Source organism: Natronobacterium texcoconense (assembly GCF_900104065.1).
Lineage (GTDB): Archaea > Halobacteriota > Halobacteria > Halobacteriales > Natrialbaceae > Natronobacterium > Natronobacterium texcoconense.
The window spans coordinates 867,135-886,661 of the sequence record NZ_FNLC01000002.1 but is presented as its reverse complement, the minus strand read 5'-3'; the positions used below and the strand labels follow the sequence as shown (position 1 = coordinate 886,661).

Below are 19,527 nucleotides of genomic sequence, written 5' to 3'. Positions count from 1 at the left end.
GCCGTCGAATCAGTACTCTCGTAGGACGACAGAGTGAGTATAGACGCGTATTTTCGAGATTTCGTTTCAACGGCACAGAGAGTGCTACGACGTGGCTGAAGAAACCGGGAACACCCTCGAGCTACCGCGCTCGAGGTCGTTTCGACAGATTGCTCTACGTCGTGTTATCTCGTGTCGGTAGCGTCTGGTTCTAGCCACTGGCGAGAAAATTTATTACATATAGATGACTTGATAGAGACACCGCTATTCGGGAGGCCGTGCTGTCGAGCGACGCACGTGAACGGGGCAAACTCACCGTTTTCTGAGGCATCGACCGCAGGCCAACCGACGCGACCGAATCACAGTACATGACAGGCGAACTATCACGTCGCGAAAAGGGACGTGCAGCGTTCCTGGCAGCGATCATGATCGTCTCTGTCGTCGCGATGTCCGCTCTGTTTGCGGGGTCCGCGGCGGCAGACGAGGGGGAGGAACCGGTCGAGATTACGATTGACTATCCCGAAGTAACTAACGAGTACGGCTACCTCGCGATTGGAGAAACCGTCGACGACTTCGACGTTACCGTCGTTGCAACCGAGGACGACGTCACGATAGAGCGAATCGACGTCTACGTCGCAGACGGTGATACGGGTGCAGTCGATCCGGGCGTCACTTTCGAAGAGACCTTCGCGGGTGGCGAACTCGAGCTCGACGAGGGCCAGGCGTGGACTGCCTCGGACGAGGGTGATCTCGAGGACGAAGAGCCGGCCGAACTCGAGTTCGAGCCCGTCGAGGCGGGTGACATCGCACACGAGGTCGACGTTCAGGTGGCTGGCGAGGACGACGTCGTGGTGGCCTCCGAATACGACAGGCACGTCCACGATGCTGAAGAAGACGACGGTGTAGCGGACTCCGAATACGCCATGTACGCCGCGGACGTCGTCTTCGACCCTGCTTCGCTGGAGTTCGAAGCTGATCGAGACGATGCCGAGTTCGACCTGGCGGTCAATCACCTCCGAGACGGTGAGGTGGAACTCGATCTCGGCGTCGATATCGGTGGTGACGGTGCCGAAACCAGCGAGCATTACGAGCAGGACGGAATCGTCGTCGACGACGAGTGGGACGACTGGGACGAACCCCTGACGTTCAGCACCGTCGACGAACCGGGTGAGATCGTCGATATTGATGCCTACGGAGACGGGGCGAACGCCGATCTCGTGCTGGATATACGGGGTATCATTCCGGTCGTCGATCCCGGCAGTGTCGGTCACGAATACCACGAGGCGGGGCCGACTTGGGAGCCGGACGACGTCGACACGGTCTGGAGCGGACAGGAGGTCACGCTCACCGGTGGCGTCCTCGACGATCACAGCAGTCTCGTGGTTCGTCCCGGACCTCGGAACGCGGAGTTCGGCGACGTCGAAACGGCGATTCGGGTTCGGGACGATGGCACGGCAACGTTCGACACGTCCGATCTGGAACCCGGTGAGGTGTACCACTTCGATACGGGGGACAGCCCGAACATCGCCGATAGTTTCGACCAGGTGGAGTTCTGGACCGACGAGGAAGACCTCGACGTCGACTTCACGACCAACACCGTTATCGAAGGTGGTGAAGCGGAACTCTCGATCGACTCCGACCGCGACCACCAGCACGTAAACGTCACCAGCGAGGAGTTCGACGGTGACGACCTCTACGGGATGTTCGTCGGCCACGACGAGAACGCGTACGCCGGCGATGCCGACGCCCACACGGACGACGTCCTGACGCTCGAGCACGTCGACGCCAGCGACGATACGTCGACGTTCGACGTGAGCTTCGACGACGTCGAACCCGGCGAGTACGAGTTCGAGTTCGACACCACGGACTCTCACGCGTGGGACAACGCCACGATCGAAGTCGTCGACGACGACGCGTCCGTCGACTTTGCTGGCGACGCCGAAGGCCAACGCGGGGATGTGATCGAGATCCCGATCGAACTCGAGCACACACAGGCTGGTGCTGTCCACATTGGCGACTACGAGGAGGACAACTTCCGGGCTGCTGCCGAGTTTACCGTCGACAGCCACGACGTCGACGAGGTTACGCTCCAGTTCGACACGAGTGCGGCAAATGCCAGCGGCGACGCCTGGCGGATTCCCGAGACGTCCGGTGGCGAACTGACTGACGACACGTTCACGGACGCTGCCTTCAGCGACCGAGACGACGTCGTCCTCGGTGCTCACGACTACGAGATGGTCGCCGGGACCGACTACAACGATTCGGCTGCCCTGGAGCGCGTCGAGACAGACGAAGAGACCGACACGGCGTTTTTCACCGTCCAGGAGCCCGAACCGGTCTCGGGCGTAGACTTCGAGATTGCACCGGCGGGCACCGATTTCGGCGACTACGAGGACTACGACGACGCCGAGCGCACGGCCAGTTCGACGGTCGCTCACGGCGACGAACTCGTGTTGATTCTCGAAGACTACGGGATGTCCGGTGACGTCTCCGCCCACGACTACGGCGACGGCATCGGCGAGATGCTCACCACCTCGGGGATGAATATCACTGTCGAGGAGCGAGATCCCGGTCCGAACGTCGCCGCGACCACCTGGTCCACTTACCCCGGTGCCGAGGATCGTCTCGACGCGAACGCGACGGTTACCGATCTCGCACAGTACGACGGCGACCTCGTCGCTCACGTCGACTACGATGGTGCCGACCTCGACGTCGGGAGTTACGATCTCACGTTCGAAGCCACCGAGGAGAGTATCTTTGCCGCCGACGCCGAGGAGACGATCGAGATCGAGACCGAGTTCGAAATCGTCGACCCCGAGTTCGACCTCTATCCCACCAACGACGAAATCCCGAACGCTGCGGACGCCGACGTGATCGGGACGACCAACGTCGCGCCCGGCAGCGCCGTCGAATCTACCGCCGAGTCGCCCGGTAACTTCACCGACTCGGCGAGCGCCGTCGTCGCCGACGACGGCACCTTCACCGTCGAGTACGACTTCAGCGAGTACGAGCCCGGCATTGCCTTCGAACTGGAGGCGTATCACGACGACCGGGCTCCATTCGACGGCGATGACCACGCTCTGCTCGAGGACGACGTCGACGCCGTCCTCGTTGGTGTTCCCAGCTCTCCGATCGACCTCGAGGCAACCGCACCCGACGACGTCGAACCAGGCGAGGCTGCCACCCTCGACGTGACCGTCAGCAACGACGACAGTGCCGCCGACGACGTCGACGTGACGGTCACGATCGACGACGAGGACGTCGAAGACACGACTGTCGTCCTCGAGACCGGTGATACCTGGAGCGAGAGCTTCGACTTCGACACGTCGACTGAAGGCGACGTCGACTGGGTCGTCATTGCCGGTTTCGACACCAGAAGCGGCATCCTGACCGTCGGCGAAAAAGAAGAAAAAGAGGAGTCCGACCCGGAACCGGTGGACGATGACGACGACGAAGACGGAACGCCCGGCTTCGAAGTCGCTGTCGCTGTCGTCGCCTTGCTCGCAACCGCGATGCTGGCGCTGCGGCGACAGGACTAACTAACTGAACCCACCGGTTTCGTTCCCGCCGTATTTCGCTTTTCTTCGACGGACGCTACACCCGGTAGCTGCACCGCTCCGATCTCGAGGACGACGGTAGAAATGGCGTGAGTTGTCTGGTCCTCGAGAGTCACTATATCTGACCGCGACAGCCGGGAGCAGGTTTCGTTGCGAATCAATTCTATAGTAACAACTGCAACTATTTACACACTGATCGCACAGCTGTCGTGCGATCAGGTGTGCATTGACTTGCAGTGGCTACTATCGTGGCTAAACGCGGCCCGTCGTATCGGTGGTGTCTCGCTGTCGGGAACCAGCCTTCCAACTCATGACAATCGATCATGGGTTTTTCTTTCCACTTCTACTGTACGTATATTTAAGATAAATATAAATCTAATGGCAATAACTATTGGCTTGTGATGTCCGACACAGACACCATGACGAATTACCTCGCACAGCATCCACGAATGATCGGCGCGCTGTTTACCCTGTTCGTCCTCCTGAGTCAGGCAGGAACGGCTGCAGCCTCGAGTGCGTCGCAGGTCGGCCCGTAAAACAGCTCGCGGATCCTTCTTGCAGTTCAGTCCAGCGGCGTCGAGCCGATCCCGTGGAACCACTGTAGCTCCCCGTCCAGTCGCACCGGCGGATCGTTCCAGACGAGATACTCCTGGAGGGACGCCCGATCGACCCCGACAAACGACGTGTGTGCTGGCCCGAGGTGTCGGTCCGACACCGTCGGCAGCGTCGATTCGGTCGTCGTTCCGAGTTTGTACTCTTTGGTCGAGTACGACTGGACCGCAACCGCGAACCCGTCCTCGCGGCTCTCGAGGTCGACCAGAATCGGCGCACCGCCGTCCGATTGGGCGATGTCGGTCGAGCCGTCGCCGATGATCAGATACTGGTCGCCGATCGCGGCGTTCTCGCGAGCGATCTCGAGTGCGCCCCGGAGCGGGAACCCGCAGTTGAGCAGTTGTGCCATCGTTTCGCCGGCTTCGACGGCTCGCTCGTTTTCGACGTCGGCGTAGGTGCTTACGCCGCCGTAGGCACCCTTGCGGGTCAACGCCAGCCCCTGTTCGTAGGAGCGACAGGCGTTCAGGAAGAAAACGCTGACGTCGACCGACTCGAGACGTCGGATGTCGAGTTTGCCGTCCGAACAGTGAAGCCCGTCTTCGGTTGCGTGACCGATGTAGTGGAAGAAGTCGTAGCCGCCGTCGGTCAAAAGCGTCGCGAGCCGGTCGGTGTCGACGCCGAACTCGGAGTCGACGTCGAACGGCACCTGCTCGTGTCCGTCGTAGGCGTCGTCGAGCAGGTCGTGTTCGTCGATCATTCGCGCGTCGTTACAGACGAGCAGGATGTCGATCGATTCCTTTCGCGTTCCGCGATCCAGCTGGTTTCGGTAGGCTTCGACGGTCGCTTTCGACGCGCCGTAGGGAATCGCGTCCCCGAACCAGGCGTGTTCGACCGACTCGGTGGTGACGTCCGGTTCGATCAGTGTCGTCCCCGCCGGGCCGCGGGTTGGCGACCGATCGAGACGCTGTGATCGACTCGCCGACCGGACGAGCTGTGAGTCGGCGGCTTCTGCCGTCGAGGGAGCCGACGTCTTGTCGACGCCGTCGATCTCGGTTCTCCGGGCCGCACGAATCACGCCGAGTTCGTGCGTGACGAACGGGACGATCTCGACGCTGTCCGGGTCGGCCGGGACGTGGGCCGTCAGCGGCCACCGTGGGACGTACGGTTCGATCCGTTCGTAGGGAACCTCGAGGTATCGATTCAGTCGTTCGGCTAACGGTGCGTCGTAGAGCGACGCGAACTCGAAGGGAAGGTCGTCCTCGAGTGCAACCCGTTCGTGGAGCGTAGACTGGAAGATGCCTTCCGTCCGGGCGAGACAGTCGAGGAAGAAACACTGCTTGAGGAGCTGTGCCACCGCATCTTCGAAGGCCGTTCCCGTCGGTAACGGGTGGTCGAACCGGTCGGTTGCGAGCGCTGGTTCGTCGCCGGTCCGGAGGTCGGCTCCGAGGAAGTACGCAAGCGGCGCAGCGGCAAACAGCGCCGCGTAGTTGGGTGGAATCGTCAGGGTGACGCCGGGGTCGGGCCGCTCCTGTTCGATAGCCGCGGGGATCTCGAGTCGGTCCCCGAGTTCGATCAGCGGCGGGTGGCCTCGCAGGGTCGGCCAGGTTCGCTCCGGCGAGGTCGTCTTCAGTGCGGAGGCCGACGCCGAAATCGCGGTCAGCATGGACTCGAGGTCCGGCGACGTCGTGATCGTCCCTGCCGGTCGATCGTGTAACGATCTGGCACCGAGAACGAGCGTCGTCTCCCGGTCGAAAGCGATCCGAAACGACCGCAGTCGCCGTTCGACCCGTCCGGGTCCTTCGGCTCGAACGTAGAGTTTGATCGGACCGCTTACGCCGACGAACTGGTGACGGTCGTCGAGCGACGCGGTTTCGCCGATCTCGAGGCTCGATTCGGTGACGCCCGCGCCGTCGTGGAGCGTGATGGCGTATGGCCGATCGAAAACGAGTTCGTCCGTCTCGATCGAACACGTCGTGTCGACGGGAAACGGAAATTCCTCCGTGGACGTGTCCCGGGGTGTGGCGACGGCTCCCGTTTCGAACCGAAGCCGGCGCTGCTCGATCGAATCGTACACCTCGAGCCCCGGTGGATCCGTCGTCGCCTCGATTTCGATCATTACTCGTAAGTACAGAGAGTATTCGACGCTATCACTAAAAGGGTACCTTCGAGCACGCCGACTACCGGTCGCCGACCAGCGCCGCCTCGAGCACCTCGAGGGTGTGGGTGATCTCGTAGCCCGTCCCGTGGCCCATCTGCATCGAACAGGTCGGACACTCGGTGAGCCCCGACTCGGCCTCGGCCGACTCCATGTGCTCGAACATCTCCGCGCCGATCTTCATGGAGGTCTCGTAGTTCTCCTCTTTCCAGCCGTAGGTTCCCGAGATGCCCGAACAGGAGTCGCCGACGTCTTCCACTTCGACGCCGTCGATCGGTGCGAGCACCTCGAGGGTCTGGCCGGCAAGCCCCTGGTTGCGGGCGTGACAGGGGGCGTGGTAGGCGAAGTCGTCGAACGCCTCGACGCTGGTTCCCTCGAGTTCGCCGAGCAGGTCCTCGTGAACCTGCAGGTATTCGACGGCGTCCCACGTATTCGCGGCGACGTCTTCGACCCCTTCGAGGTCGAACAGTTCGGGATACTCCTGACGGATCGACATCGAACAGGAGCTACAGGAGGCGACGACGTCCGCGCCGTCTTCGATCGCGGCCGCGAGTTCGGAGACGTTGGTCTCGGCCGCCCGGCGTGCGTCCGCGAGCATGCCGTTTGCGAACATCGGCGTCCCTGAACAGCGCTGCTCGGGAACCATGACCTCGTAGCCGAACTGTTCGTACACCCGGACCAGCGCCTTCGCGACCTCTGGGGTGTTGTAGTTGGCGTAGCAGCCGTGGAAGTAGGCGATCCGTTTCTCGTCGCTTTCGACCTTCGCGCCGCCTCGTTTCCGCCACCACTCCCGGAACGTCTCGGTCGCGAAATCGGGAAACTCCCGCTCGCTCGTGACGCCGAGTACCTTCTCACCGAGCCAGCGGACGGGAGCCAGTCCCATCACGAAGTTCGACGTCCGTGGGAACGTGGCGGCAAGCGGAGCGAGCCGTCGGTAGTTCGCGAGCATCCGGTTTCGCAGGTATTCCCGGGAGAGTTTGCTCATGTTCTCCTCCACGTACTCCCCGCGGGCCGTGTTGTGCATCTGGGAAAGCGGGACGCTCGAGGGGCAGGCGCCGTCACAGCGCATGCAGTTCGAGCACTTCATTACGGACTCGTCGATATCATGGTCGTCCTGGCGTTTGAGCCGCCACTGTTCGGGTCCCTGGAACTTTGGGCCGGGGAACTCGTCGTCGACTTCGGCGACGGGGCAGGCGGTGTCGCAGGTCGAACACTTGTAACAGTCGTCTGCACCCGGCCGGAGGTCCATCTCCTCGGTCTCGGGGAAGACCTCGACGGGGTCGAACTCGCTGTCCGTCGCCGAGCCAGCGCCGTCCGTCGCGATCTCCCCTCGCTCGTCGTCCTGTGCTGTCTCCCTGTCGGTCGAGCCGTTCTCGTTGGTCATCGAATCACCGGATCCGTTCGCGTCTCGTCGGTTCGTCATCGATCCACCTCTTCTGCCGCCCGCTTCCCGGCGACGTATCCCGTCGCGATCGAGACGCCGGCACCGGACTTCTCGGCGGCGTAGTCGTAGCCCCCCAGCACGCCGCCGGCGGCCCGCAGGTTCGGAAACTCCGGTTCGCCGTCCGCATCGAGCGGCCGCAGGTCGCGGTCGGGAACGACCCCGAACCGGGCAAAGGGATGCTCGCCGAAAGCGTCGTCGACGAACCACTCGTACCGATCGTCCGCGTGCGGGACGTGACAGTCGAAGATCGGTTCGTACACCCGCTCGCGACTCGAGTCGACTCCCTTGCCGACCAGCCCGCCCGTTGCGAGGACGTACTGGCTCGCCCGATGCGGAATCTCGGCTCCGTTGCGGTCGACGACGACCCGATCGATCCGCCTGCCGTCCGTCTCGTAGTCGACGACCGGAACGCCCGACCGGACCTGCACGCCAGCATCCTCGAGCGCGTCGTACAGCAGGTCCTCGAGTCGTAGCCCAGGGAGACTGGGCGGCCCCATCGGGACCTCGAAGACGTCGACGCCGAGGGCGTCCTCGAGCGCGGCGCGTACTTCCTCCGTCTGATCGTCCCCCAGCACGGCGGGGAAGCCGACCCGCTTTTCCCCGTCGAGGTGGGGTTCGACGGCACCGACCAGCGCCTCGCGCGCACCGGTCTCCCCGCTTCCCGTCGCGACCGGTTCGTCGTGGTCCAGCAGGTGTGCGTACCGCGTCACCTTCGCGTCGTCCCGTCGAATGCCGGGGAAGCCGATCGTGACGCCACGGGCCTCGAAGGGAACGCCCGCGGCCTCGAGGTGTTCTGCGGTCAGCGGTGCCTCGAGTGCCGGCAGCGTCTCGAAGCCGACCAGCAGGGCGTCGCGGTCGTCGCTGGCCAGGGCTGCCGCGCTCGAGATGGGATACCGCGCGGTCGGTTTGACGGTCCCGCCGTGGGTCGGCATCAGCGCGTTCCTGTCGGTGTGGCCGCCGGCGTAGGCGTCGCCTGCGATCGAGTCGAACCTCGACAGGGCCTCGCGGACGTTCTCGAGGCCGACCCGTTCGTAGGGGTGGCCGTCGGGCAGGTCGGGAATCGCCTCGAAGGGATCGACGATCGGACCGTCGCCGTCCGGCGCGTACCCGAGCACGTCGATCAGGCCGCTGGCGTGTCGGAGCGTACTCTCCTTGTGGGTGACGAGTCGAACGTCGACGTCGCGTTCTGCCGCCGACAGCGCCGCCATCGTTCCGGCGAGTCCGCCGCCGACGACGAGCACGTCGTCCTCGATCGCCATTCAGGGTCCCTCCTGGCTAGGAGCCTGTCCCCGTTTCTGGCCCGCGTCGAACGCCGCGTACTCGATCTCCTCGCGGCCGTCCGCGGGATCCCGGTCGCGGTTCATCGTCGTCGCGTGCAGGGCGTGGGTCAGCATCGCCTGCGAGAGCTGTTCGCCCCAGAGCGCGTGGCGCTGGCCCTTCCAGCGTTCCTGGTAGAGTTCGTCCAGGGCCGCACGGACGGTCTCCTCGTCGTACTCGGGATGGAGTTCGTGGGCCATCTCCTGGGAGCAAAATCCACCCTGGCAGTTGCCCATCGACGCCCGCGTCCGGATGCGGACGGCGTTCAGATCCGATCCGGACCCCTCGATCGCATCCTGTATCTCCGCGCGCGTGACGCCCTCGCAGGCACAGATCACCGGATTCGGCTCGTCGGTCTCGAGCACTTCCTTCGCGCGCGATCCCAGCCGCTGTTTGCTCCGGCGGGCGATCGGCGACCGCAGGCCGAAGTCGGCCATCGCGTCCTCGAGCACCCCACCGTTCTCGCTTCCTGGAAGCGGCTTCTCGGCGGTCACACATCGGGCGTCGACGCCGAGTTTGTCACAGACGTGATCGGCGATCTCCTCGGCCATCGCCCGATAGGTGGTGAACTTGCCGCCGACGATGCTCGAGATGCCCGAGACACCGTCGCGGTCGGCGTGGTCCAGCAGGAAGAAGTCCCGCGTGATGTCGGTCGGATCCTGTGTCCCTCGCCCCGGCGGTTCGTACAGCGGCCGCACGCCCCAGAACGAGCGGATCGTGCGTGCGTCCTCGAGGATAGGGACGAGTTTCGATAACTGGTCGATCATCTCGTCGACCTCCCACTGTGCCTCGGGGTAGTCGTCGGGGTCCGTGACTTCCTCGTCGGTCGTTCCCAGAATCGCGGTCGTCTCGTGGGGAACGACGATGTCGGCGTCGCCTTTCGGCCGACAGTGGTTGATCACGGTGTCGACCTGCCGGACGTTCATGATCGTCATGACGCCCTTCGAGGGTCGGACCTCGATCTCGAGGTCGGCCAGCGCCCCGATCTGTCCGGCCCACGCGCCGGTCGCGTTGACGACGTACTCGGCGGTGATCTCCTCGGTCGTCCCCGGCGTCGCGTGCGTTCGCTTTCCGGGGCCCGACTCGTGGCGAACTTCGACGCCGTAGACGTCGTCGCCCTCCCGCAAGAGATCGATCACCTCGGCGTGGGTCTCGATTCGGGCACCGTGGCGTTCGGCGTCGACGGCGTTTGCGACGCAGAGACGGAACGGGTCGACCGCGCCGTCGGGCACCTCGATCGCACGTTCGATATCGTCCGCGAGATAGGGCTCGACCTCGCGGGCCTCCCGACCTGAGAGCACCGTCGCTGGAATCCCACAGTCGCGACAGCCCTCGAGTTTCTCCTGAAAGTAGGCGTCCGAGTCGTCCGGCCGTTTGACGAACAGGCCGCCCGTCTCCTCGACGCAGTGGCCGGCTATCTCCCGCAGGACTCTGTTCTCCTCGATACACTCCCGTGCGCTCGCCCGGTCGGAGACGGCGTACCGGCCGCCGCTGTGGAGGAGGCCGTGCATCCGGCCGGTCGTCCCGTCGGTCAAATTCCCTCGTTCGACGAGAGTGACCTCGAGGCCGCGTATCGCCAGGTCGCGAGCGATGCCACAACCAGTCGATCCGCCGCCGAGAACGAGGACGTCCGTGTCCCGTGCCATTTCTTCGGTGGAAGGTCGACTGCCCGGGCCTTTACTTTGTCGCCAACACTAAATTATTACCAGCTATACTGGGAACACCCCAACCCAATTACATTGTAATACTGTCGTAGTGATAATATTTATAATGATAGTTGTAGCCATTACTATTGGCTCGCGACCCTGCTAGTGACGGTCTGCGATACGCCACAGTGATCATCCATGACAGCACGCACGTACGTCGGCGCAATCGACCAGGGAACGACCGGAACTCGATTCATCGTCTTCGACCACGAGGGCCAGGTCGTTGCGAACGCCTACGAGACCCACGAACAGATCTATCCGGAACCCGGCTGGGTCGAACACGACCCCGTAGAGATCTGGGAGAACACGAAGACGGTCGTCACGGAGGCGCTCGGGCAGGCCGGAATCTCGCCGGACCAGCTCGCGGCCATCGGGGTCACCAACCAGCGCGAGACGACGGTCCTGTGGGACGCCGACTCCGGCAAACCGGTTTACAACGCCATCGTCTGGCAGGATCGACGAACCACCGACCGGATCGAAGAACTCGAGGACGAGGGCAAAGCCGACTGGATCCGCGAGAAGACGGGCCTCGAGCCCGACGCCTACTTCTCGGCAACGAAAGCCGAGTGGCTCCTAGAGGAAGGCGACCCCATCAAGATGGAACGGGCCCGTCCAGCGGACGTCCGGGATCGGGCCGAGTCGGGCGACGTGCTGTTCGGGACGATCGATAGCTGGCTGATCTACAACCTCACGGGTAACCACGTCACCGAAGTCACCAACGCCTCGCGGACGATGCTGTACGACATCCACGACTGCGAGTGGGACGACGAACTGCTCGAGGAATTCTCGATCCCACGCGAGATGCTCCCGGAGGTGCGGCCCTCGAGCGACGACGCGACCTACGGGTCGACCGATCCCGATGGCTTCCTCGAGGCCGAAGTTCCGGTCGCGGGCGCACTCGGCGACCAGCAGGCGGCGCTGTTCGGCCAGACCTGTTTCGACGCTGGCGACGCGAAGAACACCTACGGGACGGGGTCGTTCGTCCTGATGAACACCGGCGAGGAAGCCGTCGAGAGCGACCACGGCCTGCTGACGACGATCGGCTTCCAGCGATCGGGCGAGCCAGTCCAGTACGCCCTCGAGGGATCGATCTTCGTCACCGGCGCGGCGATCGAGTGGCTCGAGGACGTCGACCTGATCGCCGACCCCGCCGAAACCGCGGAACTGGCCCGCAGCGTCGACTCGACCGACGGCGTCTACGTCGTCCCCGCCTTTACCGGCCTTGGAGCGCCCCACTGGGATCAACGCGCGCGTGGCACCATCGTCGGCATGACCCGCGGCACCCGCAAAGAACACATCGTGCGGGCGACCCTCGAGTCGATCGCCTACCAGACCCGTGACGTCACGGAGGCGATGGAGGCCGATTCGGGCATCGAGATGACGAGCCTGAAAGTCGACGGTGGTGCGGTCAAGAACAACTATCTCTGTCAGCTTCAGTCGGACATCATCGGCTCGGAAATCGTTCGGCCGATCGTCGACGAGACGACGGCGCTGGGGTCTGCGTACGCGGCCGGGCTCGCGGTCGGCTACTGGGACGACGTCGACAGCCTGCGGAACAACTGGCAGGTCGACCGCGAGTTCGAACCCGACCAGGACGACGACGTCGACGCGAAGTACGGCCGCTGGCAGGACGCGGTCGAGCGATCGCGTGACTGGGCGAACGACGGTGGTGGCGAATGATCGAGGCGCTCACGGATCTCGCGGCCATCATCGCCTCGCTCGCCGGCGGAGCCTTCGGTGCGGCGCTCGGCCCGCTCCCGGCGTTCGTCTTCACCGGGTTCATGGTGATCGCCGGCGAAGCGTCCGTACTCGCCGGCGGTGACGGGTTCATCACCGACGAGATCGCCTTCGGTCCGGCGTTCTCCCCAGCAGTGAGCTTCGCTGGCGGTGTGGCCGCGACGGCCTACGCTGCCAAGCAGGGGTACATGGACGACTTCGAGCACGATTACCATCAGGCAAAGAACATCGCGCAGGCGCTTGGCACCAAGCCCGACGTCCTCGCGGTCGGCGCTGCGTTCGGTCTTCTCGGCTACTGGCTGACGGAACTCTCTGCCGGGCTGGGGATGCCGTACGACCCCATCGCGATGGGTGTCGTCCTCTCGGCGATCTTCCACCGCCTCATCCTGGGCTACAGCATCATCGGCAAAGTCCGCGGTAGCAATATCCTCGACATGAGCCCGTTCGAGCGCGAGGAGCGCCGGACGACGGCCGACGGGGGCGAACGGATGGCCGAGGCCCCGGCAACCCCTGAAGGCGGCGACGCCATCACTCCCGAACAGCAGGCTGGCGGTGCGGCTGCCGGCCGGCTTGCCGTCGAACCGTGGCTGCCCCACCAATACAAGTGGACCCACGTCGCCACCCTCGGTGCGTTCGTGGGAATCCTCGGCGGCTGGATCTCCATCGCGACCGGAAGCGCGTTCCTCGGGTTCGGGATCAGCGCGGCGTCGCTGCTGTTCCTCAATCTCGGTATCGAGAAAGTGCCGGTGACCCACCACATCACGCTGCCGGCCGGGACGGCCGCGCTCGCCGTGATGGCCGAGGGCGACGCCGTCCTCGCCGGAGTCGGTGAGAGCGGCGCGCTCATCGTCGCGCTGGTCTTCGGTCTCGTCTCCGCGCTGTTCGGCGAGCTGTTCCAGCGCGTCTTCTACGCCCACGGCGACACCCACGTCGACCCGCCCGCCGCGGCGATCGTCTTCGGGACGTTCCTCGTCGCGCTCATGTACTTCGCGGGCATCTTCCCCGACGTGGTCTGGGTCCCGACGCCGTAAGGGTCGCCGTCTGACCGCTTCGATTTTTGCCATCGACGTCGGTCGTCTCGCAGTCGTGTCCGTCCGCTCGAGTACCGACGTCGTCTCCGAGAACCAGCTACTTTAGGCGACGGCCCACCCAACCACGGGTATGACTGCCGATCCGCCGCTCGTGCTCGACATCGACGGTACCCTCACCCGCCCGGAAGGGTGGGGCATCGACCCACGTATCTTCGATCCGCTGCGTGAGTGGGATGCTTCCGTCGTCGTCGCGACCGGGAAGGCCTTCCCGTATCCCGTCGCGCTCTGTCACTTCGCCGGCATCCCGGAACTCGTCGTCGCCGAGAACGGCGGCGTCGTCTACACCGGCGACGACGTCTTCTTCACTGCCGACCGCGAGGCCGCCCAGGCCGTCGTCGAGGAGTACCGCGCCGCGGGCTACGACCTCGGCTGGGGCGAGGAAGACACCGTCAATCGCTGGCGCGAGACCGAAATCGCCGTCAACCTCGAGTCGCCCGTCGACCCGCTGCGGGAAATCGCCAGGGAGTACGGCCTCGAGGTGATCGACACCGGCTACGCCTACCACGTCAAGGACGCCGATCCGAACAAGGGCGACGGGGTCGAACGGATCGCCGACCACGTCGGCTTCGACCTCGAGGCGGCCGTCGCTGTCGGCGACTCGATCAACGACGTCTCCACCTTCGAGGTCGTCGGTCGGAGCTTCGCGGTCGCAAACGCCGACGAACCGGCACGAGCGGCGGCGGACGAACTACTCGAGGAGGCCCACGCCGACGGGACGCTGGCGGTACTCGAGCGGGTTCACGGGACGTGATCGGCACTCGAGAAGCGGGTTCCAGCGGCTGATCTCCCGTATTCGTCGTTGGTACTGACCACAACCGTTATAGACATTCCCACATCTAGTGGGAATATGGTGAAAGTGGATTCGAAAGGGCGGATCGTCCTCCCACAGGAGGTTCGGGAGCGTCTCGGGATCACACCTGGAACGGAAGTAGAGATCCACGAAGAGGGCGGAAAGGCCGTCGTTGAGCCTGAAGACGATCCCGAGCGGATTATCGAACGTATGGAACAACTGGTTGTGGAAACGGATTCAGAACGGGAGAAGACTACCCCACTTGACAGGGAGGTCGACCCAGTTGCCCAGAAGCATCGATCCGCTATTCGAAGCGGGGCAAACAGAGACAGCGATGAGTGACCCGAGCGGACCGTATCTTCTCGACGTTGGAGTGATTGCTCTCGCACACACGGAGACACCGGTCCGCGATGCTGCTCTCTCGTACGTCCGAGATGCCATTGCCGGTGAGATAGAGGCCATTGTTCCATATCCCGCGCTATTCGGTGCACATACTGTCCTGACGACGTACTACGGACATTCGAACACGGAGGCATCCCGGCTGCTACAAAATTTCATGGACGCAAAGCGCATCCACTGGTACGACAGGATGCCTGAGGACATCGTTCGAGGTGGGCTTTCGTGCTCGAGTGACGCAAATATTAACAGGTGGGACGGGTATTACGCTCAGGTAGCGATCGACGAAGGCGTGAATACTGTGCTGACGATCGACGAGGACTTCGAACGATTCGACGAGTTCGATACCGAGATCATTCTCTCACCTGCCGAGTTTAGCGAACTGAACCGGTTTCTCGAAAACTGAGTCTGCTCTTCGCCACGAACGGTCGACGAGTCGATTCTCTTTCTGAAGACCGGACTCGAGGCGGTCGCCACCGAATCGGTCTGGGTCGACGTGAGCGACCACGTCCTGCAGGACAACACAGCGATCGGAGATCTCTCTGCGCTGGCGACCGCGGAACGTGCGAACGTGTGACGTTGCCGATCGGTGGAGAAACGACGACAACGAGGGTCCGACGTATCGATCGAACGGTTTCACGACGGAACCGCCCGATCGGTTTCGACGTCTGTTCCTCAGAACGCTTTTCTTCCACCCGACGAACTCACACGTATGGTACTGGACACGCTCGTCGCGGTCTTCGGGCTCGCGACGACCGTCGGCCTCTTCGCCTGGACCTACCGGGACGCCAATCGTGTCGCCGTCTCGAGGCCGTGGCTGTGGGCCGTGGCCGTCGCGGGTGCGTTCGCGGTCGGCGTCCTCATGTACCTGTTCGCCTCTGTCCCGACGACCGGCGTCATCATGACCGCCAACACGGGACTCGTCCTGTACGGGTTCGAGCGCGAGGTCGTGAACGAGAGCGACGAGTCAGCCGAACCGACAGAGCCGGGGACGCTCCCGGACCAGAAGTGATCGGACGGCGGGCACGGACCACACGTCTTTTGTCCGCGCCCGTCCAAGCGCGGGCAACATGAGCGACTCCGCCGATTCCGGCGTCGATCCGGGGACCGACGTCGGGGAGGACGGCGACGACGGGGGTCCGGCACAGGTCTCGAGTCCGGACTACCACAGCGAGAACCACACGGCGGCCCAGACCTGCGGCTGGACGGCAAACGCCTTGCGCGGCGAGGGAAAATGCTACAAGAACATCTGGTACGGCATCGAGTCCCATCGCTGTATCCAGATGACGCCCATCGTCAAGTGTAACGAACGCTGTGTGTTCTGCTGGCGCGACCACCGCGGTCACGCCTACGAACTGGGCGACGTCGAGTGGGACGACCCCGAGGCGGTCGTCGACGCCTCGATCAAACTGCAGAAGAAACTGCTCTCGGGCTTCGGCGGCAACGAGGAGGTTCCCCGCGAGGTCTTCGAGGAGGCGATGGAACCCCGACACGTCGCGATTTCGCTGGACGGCGAACCGACGCTGTACCCCTACCTGCCGGAACTGCTCGAGGCCTTCCACGACCGCGATATCACGACGTTCCTCGTCTCGAACGGGACCAACCCCGACGTCCTCCGGGAGTGTGAGCCGACGCAACTGTACGTCAGCGTCGACGCCCCCGAGCGCCACACCTTCGACCAGGTCGTCAAGGCCGTCGAGGACGACGCCTGGGACCGACTGCTCGAGACGATGGACGTCCTCGCCGAGAAAGACGAGACGCGTACGGTCCTGCGGACGACGCTCGTCAAGGGGGAGAACATGCACCACCCCGACTGGTACGCCGGCTTCTACGGGCAGGCCGATCCGGACTTCGTCGAACTCAAGGCGTACATGCACGTCGGTCACTCGCGAGGCCGACTCGATCGCACCTCGATGCCCGACCACGAAGAGGTCGCGGAGTTCGCCCGCGAGGTCGCGAAGTACATGCCCGAGTTCACCGAAGTCAAAGAGGTGCCGGCCTCGCGGGTTGCCCTACTCTCGAAGACGAGCGACACCTGGGTCCCCAAACTGAAGAAAGACAGCGAGTTCTGGCAGCGAGATCCAGTTACCGGGGACTGACCTCGTACTGTCGACATCGCTGCCTTTTTCCACCGCTCGACCAACCGACGAGTACGAGTAAACTCTCGCCAACTGAATAACGATTGTGTGATGCATACCACATTCGGTATGCTTTTGAGGGCCGACGGCGAATCCGAAGATATGTCACTATCAACGGAGTCCGCCGTCGGCCCCGACGAACTCGCGGTGCTGAAACTGCTGGCACTCGAGGGCGGGCTCGAGGGCGACGTCAAGATCTCCTGTTCTCACCTCGCGGATCGCCTCGACGCCTCGAACCAGACCGCCTCGCGCCGCCTCCAGCGTCTCGAGGGGGCGGAACTGCTCGAGCGCGACACCGTCAGCGACGGCCAGTGGGTCGCGATCACCGACGACGGCGAACGCGCCCTTCACGCCGAGTACGAGGACTACCGACGGATCTTCAAGACCGATTCGGAGGTCGAACTCGAGGGAACCGTCACGAGCGGCATGGGTGAAGGTCGCCACTACATCTCCCTGCCGGGCTACAAACGCCAGTTCGAGGACCGACTCGGCTACGAGCCGTTCCCCGGCACGCTGAATCTCGACCTGCGCGAGGATAGCGTTCGGCGACGCAGCGCCATCGGCTCGCTCGAGCCGGTTCCCATCGACGGCTGGGAGGACGACGAACGCACCTACGGCCCCGCGGTCTGTTACCCTGCGACGATCGAGACCAGCGACGGCGAAACCTACGAGAACGCCCACACCATCGCGCCCGAACGCACCCACCACGACGACGATCAACTCGAGATCATCGCCCCCGAGAAACTCCGCGAGGAACTGGGTCTCGAAGACGGGGACTTCGTCACCGTCGCCGTGGGTGATCGCCAATGACGGGAACGAACCACCGGGGAGCGCGTTCGAACGCACGCGAGGGCGACCACGGACCGACCACCCCGACGGATAGTATCGATCGAGCCCTCGAGTCGCTGCGGACGGGCGAACCGGTGCTCGTCCACGACGCGGCCGACCGCGAAGGCGAGACGGATCTCATCTATCACGCCGACGCCGTCACGCCGGAGGCCGTCAGCCGACTGCGAAACGACGCTGGTGGCCTGATCTGCGTCGCGCTGGCCCACGAAATCGCGGAGGCGTTCGACCTTCCGTTCTACACCGAGGAGGTCGACCACCCCGCGTCCGGCGGCCACGACCTCGGCTACGACGAACGCTCGTCGTTCTCGCTGACGGTCAACCACCGCGACACCTACACAGGGATCACCGACAACGATCGATCGCTGACGATCAGGTCGCTCGGGGAGGCCGCAGCAACCCCCGAAGAGACGACGTTCAGCGAGCAGTTTCGCGTCCCCGGCCACGTCCACCTGCTGAAGGCCGCACCCGACCTGCTCGCCCAGCGGGAAGGACACACCGAACTCGGAATCGCGCTCGCCGACGCCGCTGACCTCTCGCCCGCGGTCGTCGTCTGTGAGATGTTAGACGACGAGACCGGCGAGGCACTCTCGCCCGTCGACGCCAGAGCCTACGCCGAGCGCCACGACTTCGCGTATCTCGAGGGGAAAGACGTCCTCGAGCGACTGGGGTAGTACCGTTTCAGGCGTCGACTGACGGGCTGAATCGAACCACACGACGGGGTTCGTTCTCCCAGATCCGGCAGAAGACGTTAGTCGTCGGAGCCGACCATCGACTCGCTTGCTGGCTCGTCCGTTCCCGATCCGCTCCGGTAGACAGCGTAGAGTATCAACACGGCGATCGTGAAGTCGACGCCGTGTTCGACGAGATGATGGACGGTCATGGGAACGAGTCCGAACGCCGTCCCGAGGCCGACGAACGACCGCGCCACGAGCAGTCCGAGGACGATCGTAATCAGCAGATATCGGGTCGATCGACGTCGCGAGTAGGCGACGACGCCACACAGAAAGAGGATCGTCGTCCCGAGCACTGCCAGTACGATCACCGCGAGCAGGATCGGTGCGAGTTCCGGATCCAGCCAGCCGACCTCGAGCGGGTTCGTGTGATCCATGACCCTCGTTCGTAACGAGCAGTCGATGACGTATGTACTTTTATCGTAGGGAGTGACGCACCGATCTGCCCCGTTGTATGACCCGTTCCCAGCTCCCGGGAACGGTCGAAAGCCGTTATCAACGTCACTGCCCTAGCCACCGGTAGCGACCGGTCTATCCCGATATCTATGAACGAGACCAGACACCAGATCAGAGCACACGTCCGCAACAACGCCGGTATCCACTTCAACGAACTCGTCAGGGAGTCCGACTTCGCGCCGGGCCAGATCCAGTACCACGTCCGGCAGTTGATCTCCCAGGACGACCTCGTTCGCGGAGAGTTCTATGGCCGCACCCACTACTATCCACCCGAGTACGACGAGTGGCAACGGGCCGCGCTCGCACTGTTTCGCCGCGAGACAGCCCGCGAAATCGTCGTCTACCTGATCGAACACGAATCCGCAGCCCCGGGAGAGGTTGCGGACGCCCTCGGGGTCGCCCGCAGCACGCTCGAGTACCACCTCGATCGACTCGTCGAACGCGAAATCGTCGAGAAACGGTACGACCACCGGAACCGGGTGACGCTCGCGCTCGCCAGCCCCGAACGGACCGGCGAACTGCTCTCGGAAGTCGAACCGACCGTCCCCGACCGGCTGCTCGACCGGTTCACGCGGCTGGTCGACGAACTGCTCGAGGGGCCGCCGTAGCCAGCGACGCCGATCGATCGG

At 63.9% G+C, this 19,527-nt stretch carries 17 protein-coding genes; 12 read left to right on the top strand and 5 right to left on the bottom strand.

Annotated features, from left to right (window positions below):
- Nucleotides 1-347 precede the first annotated feature (347 nt).
- Nucleotides 348-3,518, top strand: a complete 3,171-nt coding sequence (locus BLR35_RS20700) for a BGTF surface domain-containing protein (RefSeq protein WP_090381973.1) — start codon at nt 348-350, stop codon at nt 3,516-3,518.
- A 419-nt stretch (nt 3,519-3,937) separates the two neighbouring features.
- A complete protein-coding gene (locus BLR35_RS21145) occupies nt 3,938-4,072 on the top strand; it encodes a DUF7503 family protein (RefSeq protein WP_280139367.1) in 135 nt (44 codons plus the stop codon).
- A gap of 26 nt (nt 4,073-4,098) precedes the next feature.
- Here BLR35_RS21145 and BLR35_RS11725 read toward each other — a convergent pair whose 3' ends face one another.
- From BLR35_RS11725 to glpA, 4 genes are all read right to left on the bottom strand, one after another.
- Nucleotides 4,099-6,204, bottom strand: coding sequence for a hypothetical protein (locus tag BLR35_RS11725; protein ID WP_090381967.1), 2,106 nt, complete (start codon nt 6,202-6,204; stop codon nt 4,099-4,101).
- A gap of 61 nt (nt 6,205-6,265) precedes the next feature.
- Complete coding sequence (locus BLR35_RS11720) at nt 6,266-7,666, bottom strand: anaerobic glycerol-3-phosphate dehydrogenase subunit C (protein WP_244510233.1); 1,401 nt, start codon at nt 7,664-7,666, stop codon at nt 6,266-6,268.
- On the bottom strand, nt 7,663-8,946 hold the full coding sequence (gene glpB, locus BLR35_RS11715; RefSeq protein WP_090381965.1) for a glycerol-3-phosphate dehydrogenase subunit GlpB: 1,284 nt from the start codon (nt 8,944-8,946) through the stop codon (nt 7,663-7,665). The genes BLR35_RS11720 and glpB overlap by 4 nt, the downstream gene beginning before the upstream one ends.
- Entirely contained in the window at nt 8,947-10,650 is a 1,704-nt protein-coding gene (glpA, locus tag BLR35_RS11710; protein WP_090381963.1) for an anaerobic glycerol-3-phosphate dehydrogenase subunit GlpA, read from the bottom strand.
- Between the two features lie 198 nt (nt 10,651-10,848).
- On the opposite strand from glpA, the gene glpK reads away from it, so the two are divergent.
- The 9 genes from glpK (at nt 10,849) to ribB (ending at nt 18,382) form a co-directional block, all read left to right on the top strand.
- Nucleotides 10,849-12,390, top strand: a complete 1,542-nt coding sequence (gene glpK, locus BLR35_RS11705; protein WP_090381959.1) for a glycerol kinase GlpK — start codon at nt 10,849-10,851, stop codon at nt 12,388-12,390.
- A complete protein-coding gene (locus BLR35_RS11700) occupies nt 12,387-13,478 on the top strand; it encodes a DUF7973 family transport facilitator (protein ID WP_090381956.1) in 1,092 nt (363 codons plus the stop codon). The genes glpK and BLR35_RS11700 overlap by 4 nt, the downstream gene beginning before the upstream one ends.
- Nucleotides 13,479-13,608: 130 nt before the next feature.
- On the top strand, nt 13,609-14,289 hold the full coding sequence (locus BLR35_RS11695) for an HAD-IIB family hydrolase (protein WP_090381953.1): 681 nt from the start codon (nt 13,609-13,611) through the stop codon (nt 14,287-14,289).
- A gap of 96 nt (nt 14,290-14,385) precedes the next feature.
- Entirely contained in the window at nt 14,386-14,670 is a 285-nt protein-coding gene (locus BLR35_RS11690; protein ID WP_090381950.1) for an AbrB/MazE/SpoVT family DNA-binding domain-containing protein, read from the top strand.
- On the top strand, nt 14,663-15,130 hold the full coding sequence (locus tag BLR35_RS11685) for a type II toxin-antitoxin system VapC family toxin (RefSeq protein ID WP_090381948.1): 468 nt from the start codon (nt 14,663-14,665) through the stop codon (nt 15,128-15,130). The genes BLR35_RS11690 and BLR35_RS11685 overlap by 8 nt, the downstream gene beginning before the upstream one ends.
- 306 nt (nt 15,131-15,436) lie before the next feature.
- Nucleotides 15,437-15,736 (top strand): hypothetical protein, encoded by a 300-nt coding sequence (locus BLR35_RS11680; RefSeq protein WP_090382963.1) that lies wholly within the window; start codon nt 15,437-15,439, stop codon nt 15,734-15,736.
- A 58-nt stretch (nt 15,737-15,794) separates the two neighbouring features.
- A complete protein-coding gene (gene twy1, locus BLR35_RS11675; RefSeq protein ID WP_090381943.1) occupies nt 15,795-16,823 on the top strand; it encodes a 4-demethylwyosine synthase TYW1 in 1,029 nt (342 codons plus the stop codon).
- Nucleotides 16,824-16,964: 141 nt separating this feature from the next.
- Nucleotides 16,965-17,672, top strand: coding sequence for a DUF120 domain-containing protein (locus BLR35_RS11670; RefSeq protein WP_090382960.1), 708 nt, complete (start codon nt 16,965-16,967; stop codon nt 17,670-17,672).
- Nucleotides 17,669-18,382 (top strand): 3,4-dihydroxy-2-butanone-4-phosphate synthase, encoded by a 714-nt coding sequence (ribB, locus tag BLR35_RS11665; protein ID WP_090381940.1) that lies wholly within the window; start codon nt 17,669-17,671, stop codon nt 18,380-18,382. Before BLR35_RS11670 ends, ribB begins: the two co-directional genes overlap by 4 nt.
- A gap of 77 nt (nt 18,383-18,459) precedes the next feature.
- Here the strand turns inward: ribB and BLR35_RS11660 are convergent, their stop codons facing one another.
- On the bottom strand, nt 18,460-18,819 hold the full coding sequence (locus BLR35_RS11660) for a DUF7471 family protein (RefSeq protein WP_090381937.1): 360 nt from the start codon (nt 18,817-18,819) through the stop codon (nt 18,460-18,462).
- Between the two features lie 168 nt (nt 18,820-18,987).
- Here BLR35_RS11660 and BLR35_RS11655 point away from each other — a divergent pair, with 168 nt between their 5' ends.
- Complete coding sequence (locus tag BLR35_RS11655) at nt 18,988-19,506, top strand: winged helix-turn-helix transcriptional regulator (protein WP_090381935.1); 519 nt, start codon at nt 18,988-18,990, stop codon at nt 19,504-19,506.
- Nucleotides 19,507-19,527: the final 21 nt, after the last annotated feature.

Bases quoted from the DNA above. Each gene is read 5' to 3' on its own strand.
- BLR35_RS11725 (WP_090381967.1), bottom strand. From the start codon at position 6,204: ATGATCGAAATCGAGGCGACGACGGATCCACCGGGGCTCGAGGTGTAC.
- BLR35_RS11660 (WP_090381937.1), bottom strand. From the start codon at position 18,819: ATGGATCACACGAACCCGCTCGAGGTCGGCTGGCTGGATCCGGAACTC.
- BLR35_RS11700 (WP_090381956.1), top strand. From the start codon at position 12,387: ATGATCGAGGCGCTCACGGATCTCGCGGCCATCATCGCCTCGCTCGCC.
- twy1 (WP_090381943.1), top strand. From the start codon at position 15,795: ATGAGCGACTCCGCCGATTCCGGCGTCGATCCGGGGACCGACGTCGGG.
- BLR35_RS11695 (WP_090381953.1), top strand. From the start codon at position 13,609: ATGACTGCCGATCCGCCGCTCGTGCTCGACATCGACGGTACCCTCACC.
- glpA (WP_090381963.1), bottom strand. From the start codon at position 10,650: ATGGCACGGGACACGGACGTCCTCGTTCTCGGCGGCGGATCGACTGGT.
- glpK (WP_090381959.1), top strand. From the start codon at position 10,849: ATGACAGCACGCACGTACGTCGGCGCAATCGACCAGGGAACGACCGGA.
- glpB (WP_090381965.1), bottom strand. From the start codon at position 8,946: ATGGCGATCGAGGACGACGTGCTCGTCGTCGGCGGCGGACTCGCCGGA.
- BLR35_RS11690 (WP_090381950.1), top strand. From the start codon at position 14,386: ATGGTGAAAGTGGATTCGAAAGGGCGGATCGTCCTCCCACAGGAGGTT.
- BLR35_RS11720 (WP_244510233.1), bottom strand. From the start codon at position 7,666: ATGACGAACCGACGAGACGCGAACGGATCCGGTGATTCGATGACCAAC.
- BLR35_RS11655 (WP_090381935.1), top strand. From the start codon at position 18,988: ATGAACGAGACCAGACACCAGATCAGAGCACACGTCCGCAACAACGCC.
- BLR35_RS11670 (WP_090382960.1), top strand. From the start codon at position 16,965: ATGTCACTATCAACGGAGTCCGCCGTCGGCCCCGACGAACTCGCGGTG.
- BLR35_RS11685 (WP_090381948.1), top strand. From the start codon at position 14,663: ATGAGTGACCCGAGCGGACCGTATCTTCTCGACGTTGGAGTGATTGCT.
- BLR35_RS11680 (WP_090382963.1), top strand. From the start codon at position 15,437: ATGGTACTGGACACGCTCGTCGCGGTCTTCGGGCTCGCGACGACCGTC.
- BLR35_RS20700 (WP_090381973.1), top strand. From the start codon at position 348: ATGACAGGCGAACTATCACGTCGCGAAAAGGGACGTGCAGCGTTCCTG.
- BLR35_RS21145 (WP_280139367.1), top strand. From the start codon at position 3,938: ATGTCCGACACAGACACCATGACGAATTACCTCGCACAGCATCCACGA.
- ribB (WP_090381940.1), top strand. From the start codon at position 17,669: ATGACGGGAACGAACCACCGGGGAGCGCGTTCGAACGCACGCGAGGGC.